The 19,484-nt window shown below is 68.1% G+C and carries 15 protein-coding genes; 10 read left to right on the top strand and 5 right to left on the bottom strand.

The genetic code is table 11. The features are described 5' to 3' along the window. Positions 1-91: 91 nt before the first annotated feature. Genes ACT2FV_RS01530 through ACT2FV_RS01520 form a run of 3 tightly spaced genes read right to left on the bottom strand, consistent with a single transcriptional unit; the run spans position 92 to position 3,318 of the window. Positions 92-925 carry a sugar phosphate isomerase/epimerase family protein gene (locus ACT2FV_RS01530; RefSeq protein WP_059600128.1) on the bottom strand — a complete coding sequence of 278 codons (834 nt, stop codon included), beginning with the start codon at positions 923-925 and terminating at the stop codon, positions 92-94. A 39-nt stretch (positions 926-964) separates the two neighbouring features. Beyond that, the gene (locus ACT2FV_RS01525; protein ID WP_059600129.1) at positions 965-1,576 is read right to left on the bottom strand and encodes an NIPSNAP family protein; all 612 of its coding nucleotides are present in this window, start codon (positions 1,574-1,576) and stop codon (positions 965-967) included. After that, positions 1,573-3,318 (bottom strand): FAD-dependent oxidoreductase, encoded by a 1,746-nt coding sequence (locus tag ACT2FV_RS01520; RefSeq protein WP_444503036.1) that lies wholly within the window; start codon positions 3,316-3,318, stop codon positions 1,573-1,575. The genes ACT2FV_RS01525 and ACT2FV_RS01520 overlap by 4 nt, the downstream gene beginning before the upstream one ends. Positions 3,319-3,453: 135 nt before the next feature. Here ACT2FV_RS01520 and ACT2FV_RS01515 point away from each other — a divergent pair, with 135 nt between their 5' ends. After that, the gene (locus ACT2FV_RS01515; protein WP_444503035.1) at positions 3,454-4,350 is read left to right on the top strand and encodes an NAD-dependent epimerase/dehydratase family protein; all 897 of its coding nucleotides are present in this window, start codon (positions 3,454-3,456) and stop codon (positions 4,348-4,350) included. Positions 4,351-4,370: 20 nt separating this feature from the next. Here the strand turns inward: ACT2FV_RS01515 and ACT2FV_RS01510 are convergent, their stop codons facing one another. Next, positions 4,371-5,417 carry a Gfo/Idh/MocA family oxidoreductase gene (locus tag ACT2FV_RS01510; RefSeq protein WP_444503034.1) on the bottom strand — a complete coding sequence of 349 codons (1,047 nt, stop codon included), beginning with the start codon at positions 5,415-5,417 and terminating at the stop codon, positions 4,371-4,373. Between the two features lie 215 nt (positions 5,418-5,632). Between ACT2FV_RS01510 and ACT2FV_RS01505 the strand changes: the two genes are divergently transcribed. The 9 genes from ACT2FV_RS01505 (at position 5,633) to ACT2FV_RS01465 (ending at position 18,627) form a co-directional block, all read left to right on the top strand. Beyond that, entirely contained in the window at positions 5,633-6,931 is a 1,299-nt protein-coding gene (locus ACT2FV_RS01505; RefSeq protein ID WP_444503033.1) for an ABC transporter substrate-binding protein, read from the top strand. 138 nt (positions 6,932-7,069) lie between these two features. Next, on the top strand, positions 7,070-7,939 hold the full coding sequence (locus ACT2FV_RS01500) for a branched-chain amino acid ABC transporter permease (RefSeq protein WP_444503032.1): 870 nt from the start codon (positions 7,070-7,072) through the stop codon (positions 7,937-7,939). Continuing rightward, positions 7,936-10,491, top strand: a complete 2,556-nt coding sequence (locus ACT2FV_RS01495) for a branched-chain amino acid ABC transporter ATP-binding protein/permease (protein ID WP_151049788.1) — start codon at positions 7,936-7,938, stop codon at positions 10,489-10,491. The genes ACT2FV_RS01500 and ACT2FV_RS01495 overlap by 4 nt, the downstream gene beginning before the upstream one ends. Further along, positions 10,488-11,330, top strand: a complete 843-nt coding sequence (locus ACT2FV_RS01490) for a shikimate dehydrogenase family protein (RefSeq protein WP_444503031.1) — start codon at positions 10,488-10,490, stop codon at positions 11,328-11,330. Before ACT2FV_RS01495 ends, ACT2FV_RS01490 begins: the two co-directional genes overlap by 4 nt. A 26-nt stretch (positions 11,331-11,356) precedes the next feature. Further along, positions 11,357-11,509: a hypothetical protein gene (locus ACT2FV_RS01485; protein ID WP_159086507.1), complete on the top strand. Its 153-nt coding sequence runs from the start codon at positions 11,357-11,359 to the stop codon at positions 11,507-11,509. 145 nt (positions 11,510-11,654) lie between these two features. Further along, positions 11,655-13,433, top strand: coding sequence for an FAD-binding protein (locus ACT2FV_RS01480; RefSeq protein WP_444503030.1), 1,779 nt, complete (start codon positions 11,655-11,657; stop codon positions 13,431-13,433). 62 nt (positions 13,434-13,495) lie between these two features. Next, entirely contained in the window at positions 13,496-14,326 is an 831-nt protein-coding gene (locus ACT2FV_RS01475; RefSeq protein WP_124901212.1) for an aldo/keto reductase, read from the top strand. A 660-nt stretch (positions 14,327-14,986) separates the two neighbouring features. Continuing rightward, positions 14,987-17,413, top strand: coding sequence for a membrane-bound PQQ-dependent dehydrogenase, glucose/quinate/shikimate family (locus ACT2FV_RS01470; RefSeq protein ID WP_059685886.1), 2,427 nt, complete (start codon positions 14,987-14,989; stop codon positions 17,411-17,413). Positions 17,414-17,520: 107 nt separating this feature from the next. Beyond that, a complete protein-coding gene (locus ACT2FV_RS01465; protein ID WP_082729783.1) occupies positions 17,521-18,627 on the top strand; it encodes a porin in 1,107 nt (368 codons plus the stop codon). Here the strand turns inward: ACT2FV_RS01465 and ACT2FV_RS01460 are convergent. After that, positions 18,563-19,027 carry a hypothetical protein gene (locus ACT2FV_RS01460; RefSeq protein WP_444503029.1) on the bottom strand — a complete coding sequence of 155 codons (465 nt, stop codon included), beginning with the start codon at positions 19,025-19,027 and terminating at the stop codon, positions 18,563-18,565. The genes ACT2FV_RS01465 and ACT2FV_RS01460 overlap by 65 nt on opposite strands. Positions 19,028-19,484 lie beyond the last annotated feature (457 nt).

Here is a 19,484-nt window from a genome sequence, read left to right as displayed (position 1 = left end):
CTTGTCGTCGTGTCGAATGCCCGATCCGCGCGCCGGCACGATGCCTGGCGCCGATCGGGCCCGTTGGGTCGCGAAGGCGGCCGGCGTGTGCTCAGGCCGGCACGGCCGCCGCGTCGATCACGGCAACGGTGGCCTCGCGCAAGCGGCGCGCCCGCTCGACGGCCGGCGTCGTCTTCGCCCACGCTTCGTTCGGCACCTCGACGCTCACTGGCAAGTGAGCGGGCAGCGCGCGCAGGATGCCCGCGAGATCGAGCCCGCCCTCGCCCGGCACCATCCGCGCGCAGCGTGCCTGGAACAGCAGCGTATCGACGTCGGTCGGCCGCTCGGCCGGCGCATCGCAGAACTGCACGTAGCCGAAGTACGCGTGCGGCAACGCCCGCAACGCGTCGGGCGACGAACCAGCACGATCGAAGTGGATCGGGTCGACGATCAGCCCGGTGTTGCGCCGGCCGCACGCGTCGACGATGCGCGCCCCGGCGCCGATGTCCTTCACGTCGGTCCACGGCATCGGCTCCAGCGACGGCAACAGGCCGAGCGGCGCGGCCAGGTCGCACAGCCGGCCGAGCCGGTCGATGGTGCGCGCTTCGTCGGGATCGTTGCCGGCCACGAGGACGTAGCGCGCGCCGAGTTCCGCCGCCGTTTCGAGCATCGGCAGGTAGTGCGTCACGTCGGTATCGGGCTTCAGCCGCACGATCTCGACGTCGAGCACGCGCATGCCGGTATCGCGCAGGACCGCGAGCGTTTCGCGCTTGAGCCGCGTATCGCCGATGATCTCGTGGCGAACCTCGGTGTCGGTGGCCGGCAGCAGTCGCAGGCCGACGTAGTCGTAGCCCGCGTCGACGGCGCATTGCACCATCCGCGGCGGACTCAGTTCGAGCACGGTCAGCGCCGACAGCGACAGCGCGCGGGATTGAGGCTGGGTCATATCGTCTCCTTGAGCGTCATGGCGTAACACGGGGCAGGTTCAGCGCAACGGCGAGAACGGCGCGGGCACGCAGATCGTCGACTCCATGGTCGTGAGATGGGCCGGGCCGCCCTTCGGCGGCCAGATGCCGTCCTTGACCGCCTCGGCGCGAATGCGCGAACGCTCGTCCACGCTCGCATACGGCCAGATGTTCAGGAAGCGCGGCGTATCGCCGTCGAGCGCATACATCGCGCCGACCAGCGGCGAGCGCCGGGTGCGCTCCGGCACCGCCTGTTCCCATACATCGATCGTGTGCTGCAGGCTGCCGAGCTTCGTGCCGTACACGCGCATCTCGTAGATGCCGCCGTGCACGGCCGGTTCGATCGGCGGCAGGAACGGGAACAGCGCATAGCTGGCCGTCTTCACGTCGATGATGGATTCGCCGCAGCCGAACGGGTTGCCTTCGAGCAGCATCCGCTTGCGCTCGCCGACGAGCGCGGCCTCCGATTCATAGCCGCGCAGCACCAGCACCTGGCCGAGCGTGCCGATGTCCGAATACCACGCGCCGAGCAGCTTGCCGCCCTGCGGATCGCCGCTGGCCTGAATCCCTTCGAAGACCTGCGCGTTCGCGCCGATCTTCACCGTGAGCGTCACTACGTCATACAGTGTCATTGGATTGTCCTCGAGGATGAATCGATGCCGGCACGCGCGGGTTCGGGCGCGGCGTCGGCGAGAGAAAGGCCGGCGAGATAACCGAACGTCATCGCCGGACCGAGTGTGATGCCGCCGCTGGGATAGCAGCCGCCCATCATGCTGGCCGAATCGTTGCCGACCGCGTAGAGGCCGGCGATGGCGCGGCCGGCTGAGTCGAGCGCGCGTGCATCGCGATCGGTGGCCAGGCCCGCGAACGTGCCAAGGCTGCCGGGCAACAGCTTCACCGCATAGAACGGCCCCGCTTCGATCGGCGCGAGACACGGGTTCGGCTGCCGGTCGGCGTCGCCCTGCACGCGGTTGTACGGTGTCGAGCCCTTGTGAAACGCCGGATCGCAGCCTTGCTTCGCGTACTGGTTGTAGGCCGATACCGTGTCCGCCAGCGAGGCTGCGTCGATTCCGCATTCGCGCGCGAGCGCATCGAGCGTCGCGCCGCGCTTGAGATAGCCGGAGCGCCGGTACGGGCCGGTCGGGAACGGAAACGGCTTCGAGAAACCGAGCCCGTAGCGCCGCTGAAAGCGATGGTCGCAAACGAGCCACGCGCACACTTCTTCACCGGCCGGCGTCGTGTCGAGCAGCGCGGAAATGAAGTCGTGATACGACGACGCCTCGTTCACGAAGCGCTTGCCCGCGCACGTCACCGCGATCGCGCCCGGCTTCGCGCGCTCGATCAGATGCGGAAACGCGACTGCATCGCCGCCCGGCTGCGGCACCAGCGAGACGGGCGCCCATGCGGCCGGCGCATCGAGCGACCGGTCGAAATGCGCGCCGATCGATTCGCCGAGCCGGATCCCGTCGCCGGTATTGCAACGCGGCGCCGCCGACCAGTGTTCGCGGCCCGACGGCGTATAGGCGAACGTCTGCGCGCGCCGCGCCTGATCGTGCGGGAAACCGCCGCAAGCCAGCACGACGCCGCGCGCCGCGCGCACCTCGTGCACGATGCCGTCGATCGCCACGCGTGCGCCGGTCACGCGTGCGTCGTCGCGCACCAGGCCGATCGCCTTCGCGTTCGTGCGCAGGTCGACCCCGCGATCGGCCGCCGATTTCAGCAGGCGCGCGACGAGCGCATTGCCGTTCACCAGATGCATCGAGCGCCCGTAGCGCAACTTGTGCCACCCGAACGCGGCCAGCCGGCGGCCGACATGCAGCGCCGACTTCAGCGAGCGCGTGGCGCGATAGAAATGCGCGAGATCCTGGCCGGACGCGAGCGCCATCCCCTTGAGCGTCGTCACCGACAGCGGCTCGCGCAACCGGTCGATCAGCGGGCCCAGCTCGCGACCGTCGAACGGCATCGCGCAGACCGAGCGCCCGCCCGTGCCGGCACCCGGCGTGGTGTGGAAATCGGGAATGCGGTTGCCGTCGACGAAGCGCACGGCCGTGTTCCGCTCGAAGAATTCGACCATCTCCGGGCCGCGTTCAAGCAGCGCATCGGCCTTCGCCGCATCGAACTGCGCGCCCAGTTCGTTCTTCAGATACGTGCGCGGCACCTCGATGTCCTCGCGAATGCCGGCCCGCGCCGCGAGCGGATTGCGTGGAATCCACATCCATCCGCCCGACCACGCGGTCGTGCCGCCAAACACGGCCTCCTTCTCGGCGACGATCACGCGCAGGCCCTGCGCCGCCGCCGTGACCGCCGCCGCGAGGCCGCCCGCACCGGAGCCCAGTACCAGCACGTCGCAATCGAGTATCGGTTCACGCTTCATGTTCAATCTGCCCGTTCAGTGTCTCCGACGCCGGATGCGACCCGATCGCGACGTCTATGGAATATACTTTCGAAGTGGAATACTATTCCACTAAATCGGGTTTAGCAAAGACTTTAACGAAAGGGAGGCAGCGCAATGCGAGTACTGGTAACGGGTGGCAGCGGTTTTCTCGGCGCATGGATCATCAGGAGGCTGCTCGCGCGCGGCATGGAATGCGTGAGTTTCGACGTGCGCACGAACCCACGCCTCGTCGAGGCGCTCGCGCCAGAGCGGGCCGCGGCCGTGCAGTGGCGCACCGGCGACATCGCCGACGCGGCCGCCACGGCACGCGCATTCGACGGCTGCGACGCGGCGATCCATCTCGCGGGCATCCTTACGACGGACTGCGCGGCCGATCCCGTGCGCGGCGCGCGAGTCAACCTGGTCGGCACGCTGAACGTATTCGAGGCCGCCCGCGCGTCCGGGCTGCGACGCGTGCTCTATGCGAGCAGCGCCGGCGTATTCGGCCCCGACGACGGCGCCGTGCCGCTACCGCAAACCCACTACGGTGCGTTCAAGCTGGCGTGCGAAGGATCGGCGCGCGCGTACTGGCACGACCACGGGATCGCGAGCGTGGGCTTCCGTCCGCTCGTCGTCTATGGCGCCGGGCGCGAGACCGGATCGAGCGCGGGGCCGAGCCTGGCGTGCCGGGCGGCCGCGCGCGGCGAGCGCTACACGATTCCGTTTACCGGCACGACGGGCCTCGTGTTCGCCGACGACGTCGCCGCCGCCTACGAGGCCGCGCTGCTGGCCGAGATCGACGGCGCGCACGCGTTCACGCTCGCGGGCGAGATCACCCCGGTGAACACGCTGATCGAGCGGATCGCGGCCATCGTGCCGGGTGCGCACCTCGATGCCGGCGGCCCGCCGCTGCCGATCGCGACGGCGTTCCCCGACGACCCCGCGCTCGGGCGCCTGCTGCCCGGCCTGCCGCGGACCGCGCTCGACGACGGCCTGCGGCAGACGGTGGCGCTCTACCGGCGCCAGCGCTAGGCCGGCGCACGCCCCCGCGGCTATGCCGCGACGTCCGCGGGCACAACGCCCGTGCGCGTCGCGGCCGCACGATGCACGGCGAGCGTCGCCGCGAGCGTGCGCGCGGCGTCGTCGGCCGAACAAAGCGGCGCCTCGTCGCCCGCGATCACCGCCGCGAAGTGGCGCAACTGCTCGTGATACGGATCGGCGCCATGCGGCGTGCAGCGCTCGACCGTCAACGGATCGTGCCAGCCCTTCCCGCTGCGGTATTCCCACAGATCGAGTTGCGGCAGCGTGAGCGAGGCATCTGTGCCGATGAGGAAATGCGTGTTCACCTGCTGGCGTGGATAGTGCGAGGCCTCGCCCGCCGCGAGATCCCAGTTCCAGGGTGACGCCGCGCAATCGGACACGGCCAGCGTGCCGAGCGCGCCGCTGTCGAAGCGAAGGAGCACGGCGGCCGTGTCTTCCACGTCGAAGCCGCGCACGCGATTGGACGCCTGGGCCTGCACCTCGACGATCTCCCCGAGCAGGAACCGCATGATGTCGATGTCGTGGATCAGGTTGATCAGCACGGGGCCGCCGCCCGCGCGACGGCGCCATTCGACCTCGAAATACGCGTCGGGCTTGTAGAAGGTCGCGAGCGCATTGGCCGCGACCGGCTTGCCGAGCCGCCCCGACTGCACGATCTCGCGCGCGCGCCGCAGGATCGGATTGTGGCGGCGATGGTGGCCGACCAACAGCGGCACGCCGGCTTCGCGTGCGGCGCGTCCCAGCTCGGCTGCCGCCACGACGCTGTCCGATACCGGCTTCTCGATCAACGCCGGCACGCCGCGCGCGATGCACGCATGGCCGACCTCCACATGTGTCGCATTCGGCGTCGCGACGATCGCGCCGTCCGGGCGCACCGCGTCGAGCATCGTCGCGTAATCGGCGAACCCGCGTACCCCCTCGGCACGCGCGAACTGTTCGGCCGCCGGCGATGGATCGGCGATCGCCACCACTTCCACCTGCGGATGCGTTCGTGCGCGCTCCACGTGCATCCGCCCGATTGCGCCTGCACCGATCACTACCAGCCGTCTTCTTGCCATCGCTTCATCTCCGTTGTTCGGGGCGTCCGCATCGCGTCGAGTCGTTCGCATTCCGGACCGACCGGGTGAATACCCCGATTTATTGAAATCTCCTTTGATTGTTGAATGCTATTCCACTTCAAACCAGAATTCACGAAAAATTTCGACACGTGTCGCGCGGCCTGCCCAAGGACCGCGCGGAATCGACCTTGACCAGGTAACAGGAGGCCAGACACATGACTGACCAGCACGAGCAGAACGACACCCTTTCCAGCCACCCGGCGGACGCGCCCGACAGCCCGGCGTTGCCGCGCCGCGCGTGGCTCGTCACCGCGGGCAAGGCGCTCGCGGGCGGTGCGGCGGCGCTCGCCGCGCCGGCGATCGTGCGCGCGCAGGGCGAGCAGCCGCTGAAGCTGGGCCTGCTGATGGCCAAGCAGGGCGTGTGGACCGAACAGGGCGAGGTGATCGCGAACGGCGTCAAGCTCGCGCTCGACGACGCGGGCAACCAGGCGCGCGACCGGCGCGTCGATCTCGTCTGGTACGACGAACCGAATCCGCAGTCGGCGCAGCAGAACATGCAGAAGCTCGTCGAGCAGGACAAGGCGATCGCGGTGATCGGCGGCACGAACAGCGGCACGTCGCTGGCGATGTCGTCGGTCGCGTGGCGCACCAAGACGCCCTACATCGCACCGAACGCCGCGGCGCGCGAGCTCACCGGCAGCAGCTGCAACCCGTACACGTTCCGCGTGCTGAGCCCGACGCCCGTCGCGTGCCGCGCGCTCGCGCCGTCGCTGCTCGCGATCGGCAAGAAATGGCACTTCCTCGTCGCGAACTATGCGTACGGGCAGGACATCCAGCGGGCGATGTCGGATTTGCTGAAGCAGTCGGGCGGCTCGATCACCGGCGCCGACGTCACACCGCTCAACACCACCGATTTCAGCTCGTTCATCCTGAAGATCCGCCAGTCGAAACCCGACGTCGTGCTGCTCGGCCTGCCGGGCGGCGACCTGTCGACGTTCCTGAAGCAATACGCGGAAATGGGCATGAAAGGCCGGATCCCGGTGGCGTGCCCGATCATCGGCGACTCGGATCTGTGGTCGATCAACGCCGATGCGGCGACCGGCTACTACGGCAAGCCGTGGCATTTCAGCTCGCCGGGCCATTCGCCGGAAGAAGTCGCGTTCGTCAGGAAGTACACGGCGAAGTACGGCAAGCCGCCGGCCGACAAGGCCTGGATCGGCTGGTTCACGGCGCGCGCGCTGCTGCAGGCGATCAACCACGCGAAGAGCACGTCCGGAGCGGACATCGTGCAGAGCCTGGAAACCATTCAGCTCACCGACGGCAGCGGCCCCGCGAATTTCCGCCCGTGGGACCACCAGCTGCTGCGGCGCTGGAGCGTGTTCAAGGTGAAGGACCGGATCGCGGACAAATGGGACTGGCTCGACCCGATCTCCGTCGTGCCGCAGAACCCCGCCGAGCTCGACCGCCTGTTCGGCACACGCCAGGAGATCGGCTGCCGGATGGCCGCGCGCTGAGCCCGCGCGCCGCCGCTGCGGCGGCGGCGCCCGAATCGACACGGCCCCAAGCGTATCCCGCGCGCGTCGCGGCCCGCCGCTCGCCCGTCACCACGCGGCGCGGCGCGGCGGCGGCGGGCCGCACTCTGGAGTAAGGGCATGGCTGAAATGTTGTTGTCCCAGGTCGCCAACGGACTGGTGCTGGGATTCCTCTATGTATTGCTCGCGATCGGACTGTCGATCATCTGCGGGCTGCTCGGCATCGTGAATTTCGCGCATGGCGCGCTGTTCGCGCTCGGCGCCTATTTCGCGATCGCGCTGTCGACGCAGTTCGGATGGGCCGCCGTCGTGCTCGCGCCGGTGCTCGTCGCGGCGGTGGGCGTGCTGATCGAACTGGTGTTCATCCGACGCCTGTACGGCAAGGAGCCACTGCTCGGCCTGATCGTCACGTTCGCGCTGTCGCTGCTGCTGACCGCGCTGGTGCGCCTCGTGTGGGGCGCGGGCGGCCTGCCGTTCAGCCCGCCCGAAATGCTCAACGGCTTCCTCGTGTACGGGCCGCTGCTGATCACGAAGTACCGGCTGTTCGTGCTCGCCGCGACGGTCGCGATCCTCGTCGTGCTGTGGTGGTTCATGAACTACACGCCGTACGGGCGGATCCTGCGCGCCGGCAGCCGCGATCCGGAAATGGTCGGGCTGCTCGGCATCAACCTGCCGCGCGTGCTGACCGGCGCCTTCGCGCTCGGCGCACTGCTCGCGGGCGCCGCCGGCGTGCTCGCCGCGCCGCTCGTCACGGTCACGCCGGGGATGGCGACGACCGCCGTGATGCCGGCCTTCGTGATCGTGACGATCGGCGGGCTCGGCTCGTTCGCCGGCGCCGTGGTCGCGGGCCTGCTGGTCGGCATCGTGACCGCGCTGGCCGTCCAGTTCTTTCCGGAGGGCTCGTCAGTCGCCATGTACGTGCTGATGGCACTCGTCCTTCTCGTCCGCCCTCGCGGGCTGTTTGGTGAACGCTGGGAGCGCTTCGAGTGAAACCCGACTATCTGACCCGCCACCCTGTCGCGGTGCTGACCACCGCGCTCGTCCTCGTGTCGCTCGCGCTCACCGCGACCGGCACGCCGCTCGAGCGCGCGACCCAGATCGCGATCTACACGCTCTACGGAATGGGCGTGAACCTGCTGGTCGCGTACACGGGCCTCGTGCCGTTCGGCGCATCGGTGTTCTTCGGCACGGCCACGTACCTGGTCGCCGTGTCGCTGCTGCGCGTGCTCGGCAACGAGCTGCTCGCGCTCGCGGCCAGCGTGGTCGTGACGACCGTGCTGGCCGCGCTGATCGGCGCGATCGTGTTGCGCCGGCGCGGGCTGTACTTCTCTTTGCTCACCCTCGCCTGTTCGCAGATCGCATTCGAGATCGCATTCAAGTGGACGGATGTGACCGGCGGCGAAAACGGGCTGCAGAACGTGCCGCGCCCGACTTTCCCGACGACCGTCGGCTTCCACGTATTCGCGTGCGTGACGGTGATCGCCATCGCGTATCTGCTGTGGCGCCTCGTGCACGCGCCGTTCGGGCGGGCGCTGCAGGCGTTGCGCGACAACGAGCAGCGCGCGGCGAGTCTCGGCTACGACACGTATCGGCTCAAGCTGCGTGCGTTCGTGATCTCGGCCGCCGTGATCGGCTACGCAGGCGGCCTGCTGTGCCTGATGCTGCAAGGCGCATACGCGAACAACCTGAGCTGGGAGCACGCGGGCGACAGCCTGTTGATGACTGTGCTCGGCGGCGTCCACCAGTTTCTCGGGCCGCTGTGGGGCGCGATCGCGTTCATCCTGCTCGAGGACAAGCTCAGCAGCCTGACCGAGCACTGGTGGCTGATCTTCGCGCCGATCATCATCGCGTTCGCGTTCTTCTCGCCCGAGGGTATCCACGGCATCGTGCAGCGGTTGCTGCGACGCCCGCGCTGGACCCTCGTGCGCGACACGATTCCCGCGCGTCCCGACACGATCGCGCCGTATCGCGCCGGCGGCATCGACACCGATTCCGACAAGCCCGTGCTGAGCGTGCGCGGGCTGTCGAAACATTTCGGCTCGCTCGTGACCGCCGAACAGATCGACCTCGACGTCCATCCGCGCCGGCTGCACAGCTTCATCGGCCCGAACGGCGCGGGCAAGACCACGTTCTTCAACATGCTGACGGGCGTGCTGTCGCCGACGGCCGGCACGATCACGTTCGACGGCCGGGACGTGACGAAGCTCGCGATGTTTCGCCGCGTGCGGCTCGGCATGAGCCGCTCGTTCCAGATCCTCAGCGTGTTCCGCAACCTCACCGTGTTCGAGAACGTACGCGTGGCCGTACAGGCCGCGCAGCACGATCGCCTCGGCATGTGGCGCGACGCGCACACGCTCGGCGAACAGAATGCGCTGACCTGGTCGCTGCTCGCGGCGGTCGGGCTGGACGATCGCGCGGCGCACGGCTGCGAAAGCCTGTCGCATGGCGAGCAGCGCCTGCTCGAAATTGCGCTGTCGCTCGCGACCCGCGCGCGCCTGCTGCTGCTCGACGAACCGCTCGCGGGGCTTGCCGAGGCCGATCGCGTGCGCGTGGCGGCGATCATCCGCGAGCTGGCCAACCATCATGCGGTGCTGCTGATCGAGCACGACATCGATCGCGTGCTGACGATCTCCGATCGCGTCAGCGTGCTCCATCGCGGCCGGCTGATCGCGGACGGCTCGCCTGCCGAAGTCGCGCGCCATCCCGAGGTGGTCGAAGCCTATCTCGGCCACGCGAAGGGCGAGCGGCCGGTCGATGCGCGGCTGGCCGCACGACGCGGCGCGCAGCACGAAGAAGCCGCGCCGGCGCGACGCCCGCTGCTGCGCCTCGAAGGCGTGAAGGCCGGTTACACCGGCAACACGATCCTCGACGGCATCGACCTCACGCTCCACGAAGGCGAAGTCATCGCGATCCTCGGCCGCAACGGCGTTGGCAAGACGACGACGTTGCGCGCCGCGACCGGCGTCGCCGAAGTCACGGCCGGGCGCATCGTGTTCGACGGCCACGACATCACCGGGCGCCCCGCGCACGAGATCAATCGCCTCGGGCTCGCGATGGTGCCCGAAGGCCGCCGGCTGTTCCCCAACCTCACGGTTGCCGAGAACCTGCGGCTCGCCGCGCGCAAGGGCGGCGCGAGCGTCGACGAAATGTTCACGCTGTTCCCGCGCCTCGCGGCGCGCAAGGATGCGCGTGCCGAACACCTGTCCGGCGGCGAACGGCAGATGGTGGCGATCGCCCGCGCGCTGATGGCGCCGGCGAAGGCCATCCTGCTCGACGAGCCGTTCGAAGGGCTCGCGCCCGCCGTCGTGCAGGAAGTGCTCGACGCGGTCGTCAAGCTACGCGAGCGCGCGAGCGTCGTGATCGTCGAGCACCAGGCCGACATGGTGCTGCCGATCGCCGATCGCGCATACGTGCTCGTCAACGGTCACGTCGCGCACGAAAGCAGCGCGGTCGCGCTCGAACAGGACCCCGCCACCCAGGCGAAATTGCTCGGCATCGTACACAACGAAGCCGGTTCCACCCAGGAGATGAAAACAGCATGATTGCCCCCTTGACCCCGACCACCCCGGTTTCGCTCGACGAAGGCCTGAGCGGTGCGACCCGTGTCCACTTCATCGTCGGCGATCCGATCGCGCAGGTCCGTTCGCCCAAGGGCGTGACGGCCGCGCTGCGCGAGGCCGGACTCGACGCGCTGGTCGTCCCCGCGCACGTCGCGCCGGACGATCTCGCGGCGTTCTTCGCGGGCATCACGCCGATGCGCAACGTCGACGGCGTGATCATCACGGTGCCGCACAAATTCAGCGCCGCCGGCTTCTGCACGAGCCTGTCCGACGAAGCAGCATTCCTCGGCGCGGCCAATACGCTGCGCCGCACCGCCGACGGTGGCTGGCACGGCGGCATGTTCGACGGCACCGGCTTCGTCGCCGCGCTCGGCGACGCAGGCTGCGACCTGCGCGGCAAGCGCGCGCTGCTGGTCGGCGCGGGCGGCGCAGGCTCGGCGATCGGCCATGCGCTGGTGATGGCGGGCGTCGCATCGCTCGACGTGCGCGACAACGATGCCGCCCGCACCGCGTCGCTGGTCGACCGGCTGGCGACGCTGCAACGCGGCACGGTGCGCGTCGCCGCCGCGGACGTCGCGCCCGAATCGTTCGACGTGATCGTCAATGCGTCGCCGATGGGCATGCGGGCGGACGATCCGCCGCCCGTCGACGTATCGCGCGTGCCGGCCACCACCTTCGTCTGCGACGTCGTCACGAAGCCGCCGCTCACGCCGTTCATCGAAGCGGCGCGTGCCCGCGGCTGCCGAACCGTCACGGGCACGCAGATGTTCTCGCGGGTCTGCGACCGGATGGTCGCGTTCCTGATCGATACCGCCGCCTGAGCGCGTGCGGGCGGGGTGCGAGCGCCGTGCGCGGCGCGCCCCGCCGAATCCCGTTCGCCACCACGGGCAGCGGCCACATCATCGACGCGACCGCCACGCTCGGCGACGGCTTCAACTCGGCGCCGTCGTCCACGCGCAGCCAGTTCGCGGCCGGCGTCGGCATCGTGCACCGCTTCTGAACGTCGCCGCACGCCGCTTCACCCACTTTTTAGAACACTATTCCACTTTGCCACTTATTGGAATAACATTCCATAATTATCGGAGCATCTTCCGCCGCGCATCGAATCCGGGCGCGCGACGGAACGACATGAAGGAGACGTGGACATGGTTGCGGTGCAACAGGACTGGGACGAGGAAGTGGACCTGCTGGTATTCGGCGCGGGGGCGGCGGGCATGACCGCCGCGCTCGTCGCGCATCACGAGGGGCTTGCGGTCCTCGTCTGCGAAAAAACAGCCGTGGTGGGCGGCATCACGTCCACGTCGGGCGGCACGACGTGGGTGCCGGGCACCCGCCTGAGCGTCGACGCGGGCGTGCCCGACAGCGTCGACGATGCGCGCCGCTTCCTGCAGTCGGTGGTCGGCGCACGCGGCGGCGACGACGCACGCGAAGCCTTCCTGCAGAGCGGCCCCGATGCGATCGACGAGCTCGCGCGCATCAGCGAAGTCAAGTTCGTCGCCGCCGCCGCGCATCCCGATTACGTGAACGGCCCCGGCGCGGCCTATGGCGGGCGGGCGCTCGTGCCCGCGCCGTTCGATGCGCGCGTGCTCGGCCGCGCATTCGCGCGCGTGCGCCCGCCTCGCAAGGAGTTCATGGGGCTCGGCGGGATGATGGTCGCGCGCGCCGACCTCAATGCGCTGCTCGCGCCGTTCGCATCGGCCGCGAACTTCAAACGCACGGTCGCGGTCGTCGGCCGCTATGCGATGGACCGCCTGCGTTTTCCGCGCGGCACGCAGCTCGTAATGGGCAACGCGCTCGCCGCGCGGCTCTATTACAGCCTGCTCAAGCGCCAGGTCGAGATTCGCTTCGACACGCCACTACTCGAACTGGTACGCGACGACGGCCGCGTCACCGGCGCCATCGTCACGACGCCGGACGGCGGCCGCAGGCGAATCGGCGCGCGGCGCGGCGTGGTGCTCGCGACCGGCGGCATCACGCGCCATCCGTCGCTGCGCCAGCAGTTCTTCCCCGCCGCGGCCCGGCCGCTGTCGCTTTCGCCGGCGACGCACACTGGCGACGGCGTCGACCGCGCGCAGCGCGTCGATGCGCGGGTCGAAAACGGCGGCGACAGCCCGGGGCTGTGGATGCCGTGCTCGATTCGCCATGCCCCGGGCGGCGACGGCGACAGCGTCTGGCCGCACATCATTCTCGATCGCGCGAAACCCGGCCTCATCGCGGTCAACAGCCGCGGCGAGCGCTTCGTCAACGAGTCGGACTCGTATCACGACTTTGTGATGGGCATGCTGCGCGACAGCGGCAACGGGCCCAGCGTGCCGGCCCATCTGATCGTCGATGCGGCGTTCATCCGGACCTATGGCCTCGGCCTGCTGATGCCGGCGCGCAGCGCAGCGCGCATCGCGGCGTTCGAGCGTGCCGGCTATCTGGTCAAGGGCGCGACGCTGGCCGAGCTGGCAGCGAAATTGCAGGTGGATGCGAACGGCTTGGCGCGTACCGTCGCGACCTACAACCGCGACGCCACCAACGGCGAGGATCCGGCGTTCCAGCGCGGCAGCAGCCCGATGAGCCGCTTCAATGGCGACCCGGCGCAACAGCCGAACCCGTGCATTCGCCCGATCGGCGCCGGGCCCTACTATGCCGTGACCGTATGGCCCGCCGACCTCGCGTGCAGCGCGGGGCTGAGCGGCACGGCGAACGGCGAGGTGGTCGACGTCGACGGGCGCGTGATTCCCGGCCTGTTCGCGTGCGGCAACGATCTCGCGTCGATCTTCCGCGGCACCTATCCGGGCCCCGGCACGACGCTCGGCCCGGCCATCGTATTCGGCTGGCGCATCGCGAAATTCGTCGCGCGACGCGACGCGGGGTCGACGGGCACATCGGCCGCGACCACCGCGCATCGCTCGACCTGCGACAGCGCCCACGGCTGACGAACGCGCCGGCACGGCACAGGCAAGCCGAGCCGGCTCAACCCATCGAGGAGGAATCGTTCATGCAATGTATCGTCAACCGCCACGCGTTGAACATGCCGAAACTGGGGCTCGGCACGTGGCCCATGCTCGGCGACGACTGCACGCGCGCGGTCGCGCTCGCGCTGGAGTCGGGTTATCGGCACCTCGATACCGCGGCCGCGTACGAGAACGAAGCGGCGGTCGGCGAGGCCATCGCGGCGTCGAACGTCCCGCGCGAGCAGATTCACGTGACCAGCAAAGTGTGGTGGGACCAGTTGAGCCCCGAACGCATGCGGAAATCGCTCGACAACACGTTGCGCGCGCTGCGCTCCGACTACGTGGACCTGTTCCTGATCCACTGGCCGGCGCCCGACTGGAATCTTGCCGAGACGATCGACACGCTCGTGTCGTTCAAGGAGCAAGGACGCGCCCGGGCGATCGGCGTCGCGAACTTTCCGCTTCCGCTGTTGCGCGATGTCGTTGAAAACCGGCAGGCACCGCTGGCCGCGATACAGGTCGAGTACCACGTGCTGCTGGGTCAGGCGCGGCTGCTGCAATTCGCGCGCGAGCACGACATGGCGCTGATCGCGTACAGCCCGCTCGCGCGCAACCGCGTGTCGGAGATTCCGGAGCTGCAGCGGATCGCCGACAAGCATCGCGTGCTGCCGACCCAGGTCGCGCTGAAATGGCTGCTTGACCAGCCGAACGTGGCCGCCGTGCCGAAGGCGGCCGGACAACGCAATCAACTCGCCAACCTGGCATCGCTCGACGTGGGCCTGGACGACGCCGATCGTGCGCTGATCGGCGGCCTGCCGAAGAACCAGCGCCTCGTCAGCCCGGCGTTCGCGCCGCAGTGGGACCCGGCTGAATGAAGAACCGGGGTGGGGCATTGCGCACGCCCCGAGGTCCGGCGCTCAATGGATTCAGCAACCAGAGTGCGACTCCGTTTTCGAGATTACAGAGTCGCGCCCGTTGATAGGACAGATGCTTTTATCAGGTGAATGGCCAACAAACGGTATGCCGAACCTCCCGTTCTGCTGGCGACTCGAGAGTGATACGGTGAACGCCGAATGGCTGCATCGCGTGCGCTGCCTGCATTCGCAAAGGCACGCCGCTCCCGCGCTGTCCAAGCACCAGCCGCGCGACCTCCGCTGCCCACGCTCGCTCTATTCGAGCGAGATCATGTCAACGCGCCGCTCCCGCCCCCCCCCCAGACCACGCGCTTCCCGCGTGATCGCCGCCGCAGCGCTCCCGATCCCGACGAGCGCCAGTTGCGAAATCCGACAACACACTTTCAACCATCCAGACAACAATCGAAGAAAAAAAGGGCGAGCAAAATCCGCGGCTCGCCCTTAAAATGCACCGCTTAGTTAATTTCTACAGCTAACCAGGCTGCACGATCAGGATCTGCGAAGCCCGCATCCGCGCATGCATGCAACGCGGCGCCGCCTCCATGTGATCGAACAGGGCCACCCGCTGCGCCCTCTTCCTGCCTTCGATGCAGCCCAGGCGCAACCGGATAGAAGACACTCATGTCCAAGCAATCAACTGCAGGGCCGATTCATGCTTCGGCCCGAATCGGCCTGATCGCCGCGGGATTGGTCTCGCTGCTTCTCGGGCTCTATTTCATCATCGGCGGCGGCATGCTCGTCGCACGCGGCGGTAGCTGGTATTACCTGCTGGCAGGGCTCGCGCTGTGCGCGACCGGCGTCCAGCTCGCCCGCCGTCGCTCCAGCGCGGTCGCGATCTACCTCGTCATGCTGATCGCCACGGCGCTGTGGGCCGTCTGGGAAGTCGGCTTCGCGTTCTGGCCACTCAACGCGCGGATCTTCATGTTCTCGATGATCGGCATGCTGCTCGTGACGGTCTGGCCGCTGCTGCGCCGTGCCGAAGGCAAGGCGCCCGCACGAGGCGCGGCATGGGGCATCGCCGCCGTGCTGCTCGCCTGCAACGGCGTGTTCGTCTACGGGATGTTCGTGCCGCACGGCACGTTCGGCACCGAGACGCCCGCGCCGGCGGCGGGCATCGCAGGCACCGAGGACTGGACGGCATACGGTCACTCGGCCGGCGGCGACCGCTTCGCGGGCTACACGCAGATCAACCGCGACACGGTGAAGAACCTGCAGGTCGCATGGACGTTCCACACCGGCGACACGCCGCTCAGCCCGGACGGCGGCGGCTCGGAAGACCAGGAAACGCCGCTGCAGGTCGGCAAGACGCTGTTCCTGTGCTCGCCGCACAACACGGTGATCGCCGTGGACGCCGCAACCGGCACCGAAAAATGGCGCCATGCGTTTCCGACCAAGACGACGGTCTGGGTGCGCTGCCGCGGCCTCGCCTACTTCGACGCGGACAAGCCGCTCGTGCAGCCGACCGTCGCCGGTTCGACGCCGGTCCTGCCGATCGCCGCGTCCGGCGATCCGGCCGTGTGCCGCCGCCGCATCTTCATGAACACGATCGATGCGAAGCTCGTCGCACTCGATGCCGACACCGGCAAGCTCTGCGACGCATTCGGCGATCACGGCATCGTCGACATGAAGGCCGGCCTCGGTAACGCGAAGAGCCCGCTGTACGAACTCACGTCGGCGCCGACGGTCGCGGGCACAACGGTGGTCACGGGTGGCCGCGTGGCCGACAACGTGTCGCTCGACATGCCCGGCGGCGTGATCCGCGGCTTCGACGTGATGACCGGCAAGATGAAGTGGGCGTTCGATCCGGGCAATCCGGACGATCACGCGGAGCCGGCACCGGGCAAGATCTTCACGCGCTCGACGCCGAACGTGTGGGCGCCGATGACCTATGACGCGACGTCGAACACGATCTACATGCCGGTGGGCAATGCGGCGATCGACCTGTGGGGCGTGAAGCGCACCGCGCTCGACGAGAAGTACGGTGCATCCATCCTCGCGCTCGACGCGACGACGGGCGCGGAAAAGTGGCACTTCCAGACCGTTCACCACGACCTGTGGGACTACGACGTGCCGATGCAGCCGACGCTGATCGACTTCCCGATGGAAGATGGCAAGCGCGTGCCGGCGCTGATCGTCGGCACCAAGATGGGCCAGCTGTTCGTGCTCGATCGCGCGACCGGCAAGCCGCTGACGAAGGTCGTCGAACATCCGGTCAAGACCGCGTCGATTGCGAACGAGCCGTATTCGAAGACGCAACCGCTGTCCGTCGGCATGCCTCAGATCGGCGCGGACGTGCTCAAGGATTCGGACATGTGGGGCGTCACGCCGATCGACCAGTTGATGTGCCGCGTGATCTTCCGCGGCATGCGCTACGACGGCCTTTTCACTGCACCGGACACCGATCGTTCGCTCAGCTTCCCGGGTTCGCTCGGCGGCATGAACTGGGGCGGCCTCTCGTATGATCCGAACGCGGACATGATCTACGTGAACGACATGCGCCTCGGCCTCTGGGTCCATCTGGAAAAGGAAAAGAACCGCAGCGGTACATCCAACGGCAACGAATCGGTGAACGCAGGCATGGGTGCGGTGCCGCTCGGCGGCACGCCGTACTCGGTGCTGAAGGACCGCTTCTTCTCGCCGCTCGGCATCCCGTGCCAGAAGCCGCCGTTCGGCAGTCTCACCGCGGTCGACCTGAAAACCCGTAGCATCGCATGGCAAGTCCCGCTCGGCACCGTGAAGGACACGCGCCTCTACGGCGTGCCGATGCACATGCCGTCGCCGATCGGCATGCCCACCATCGGCGGCTCGCTCACGACGGGCGGCGGCCTCGTGTTCTTCGCCGCGACGCAGGACTACTACCTGCGCGCGTTCGACAGCTCGACGGGCAAGGAAGTGTGGAAGGCACGTTTGCCGGTGGGAAGCCAGGGCACGCCGATGAGCTATACCCTCAACGGCAAGCAGTACATCGTCATCTCGGCAGGTGGTGCGCGCCAGTCGCCCGATCGAGGCGACTACGTGGTTGCCTACGCATTGCCGGACAACAAGTAAGCGCCTGATTCGACCGGATTGCGTGCGGCATGGTGCGGCAACCCTCGCCGCACCACGCCGCACGCGACGCGTCGCCCCACTGCCGAGGCTGCCCGCCTCCCTTGCCCATGAGTCATTCCCTTCCCGCTTCCCGCCCCCGACGTCACGATGCCGCGTCGGAAAACGGCCGAGCGCGCCGGCCGGCGGCCGGCACACGTGTCGCGCTCCGCATTGGTGTCGCAGCGGCGGCCATTGCCGCGCACGCATCCGTGGTCCATGCACAAAGCAGCGTGACGCTGTACGGTGCGATCGACACGAGCATCGAAATCACGAATCCGGGCTCCGGCTACGTCGCGCGGATGGATTCCGGTGCATATCGAGGCTCGCGCATCGGCGTGCGCGGCGCCGAGGATATCGGCAACGGCGTAAAGATCCTGTTCGATCTCGAGAACGGCTTCGGCTCGACGGACGGCAGTCAGGCCGTCGCCGGCACGTTGTTCAACCGCCAGGCCTGGATCGGCGTGAGCTCGCGCTACGGCACCGTGCGGATCGGCCGCCAGTATTCGCCGATCTACATCCCGTTCAAGGGGCAGCTCGATGCGTTCGGTGCTGGCACGATCGCGTCGGGCCTCGACAATCTGTCGAAAATCACGCCGTACGAAAGCAACGCGATCACGTACCTTTCACCCGAGGTCCATGGCTTCTCGACCACGATCATGGCGTCGTTGCGCGCGCCAACCGACGGCGATGGCAATGGACTGGCAGGCCACATCGAGACGTTCTCGTGGCATGACGGCCCGCTCCGCATTTCATATGCGCACCAGCAAACCCACGGCAGCGGCGCATTGCGCGCCAACCTCGGCGGCGCCTCCTATGCATTCGGCCCGGTGACCGGCTTCCTGTCGTATTTCAATGGCGACGGCGGAACGCCCCGCTACCACAACGACGGCGTGTCGGCCTCCGCGCGCTATGCGGTGAGCGCGCGTTTTCGCACGTCGCTGGGGTACACGTGGCTGCGTGACCGGTCGGGCGGCGACAACGACGCCGACCAGTTCAGCGCCGCGTGCGAATACGATCTGTCGAAGCGCGTCCTGCTCTATGCAAGCGCGGCCTGGCTGCATAACCGTGGCCAGGCCGCGTTCACGCTGAAAGGCGTGAACGTGATCGGCCTCACGCCGTCGTGGCCGGGGGCGTCGGTGCGCGGAATTCAGTTCGGGATGATCGACCGTTTCTAGAAGCCACCGCCAGTTGCCGCAAGCAAGGCGAGCAACTGATTCGCTGCCTGCAGCGCCTGCACGGACGTGAATCCCGCCAGACGCGTTCCCGGGTTCCCGAACGGATGCTGCGCGCGATCGCCTCGAGCGTGGCGATCGTATCGACCGACTCCGCTTCGGTGCTGCCGTTCCACTGCTCCCGGCCGAGCCGGACGGCGCGCACGAAGCGCTCGGTTTCCGCGAGGAGGCCGCTGTCGCCCGGCCGCACGATGGTTTCCCGCGGCGTCGTGGACGAAACGCCGCGGCGCAGATGAATCTCGGGCGGTCCGTCTTGTGGCGGGCTGTTGAGGAAGGTCGTCTCGAGGATGCCGTCGGTTCCCGTGATCCGCCGTGACGGGGAAACGCCGTGTTGAAGCTGCATGCGATCTGGCCCAGCACGCCGTTCGGCAACGCGAGGCAGGCAGTCACGGTGAGATCGACCTTCGTATCTGATCAGCGCGCAGCGGCACTGAACCGCACCGAATTGGGTGGAGGCGCGTATTCTTGAGAGAATCGAGCCATGAACAAGAAGGCAAGCACGTTTTCCCCGGATGTTCGAGAGCGTGCAGTGCGACTGGTACGCGAGCAGCGTAGCGAACATCCTTCGATGTGAACGGCAGTCGAATCGATTGAACCGATGATCGGCTGCACGCCGCAGACGCTTCTGGATTCGGTCAATTCAGACATGAATGCCCCCGGAAATTTGGTGGGTGAGATTTGGTTCTGGGGACTTGAGGGCACGCATCGTCAGATAAATGAAAGCCTCGCCGGTTGCGGGCATGACGCTTGCGCCCACCCTCAGTATCTTTCTCCATGCGCGGCCGGCGCCGATAATGCGT

This window comes from Burkholderia sp. PR2 (genome assembly GCF_052372875.1).
In the GTDB taxonomy this organism is placed as follows: Bacteria; Pseudomonadota; Gammaproteobacteria; order Burkholderiales; family Burkholderiaceae; genus Burkholderia; species Burkholderia diffusa.
The sequence above is the reverse complement of the archived record's forward strand: the minus strand, read 5'-3'. Positions and strand labels throughout refer to the sequence as shown.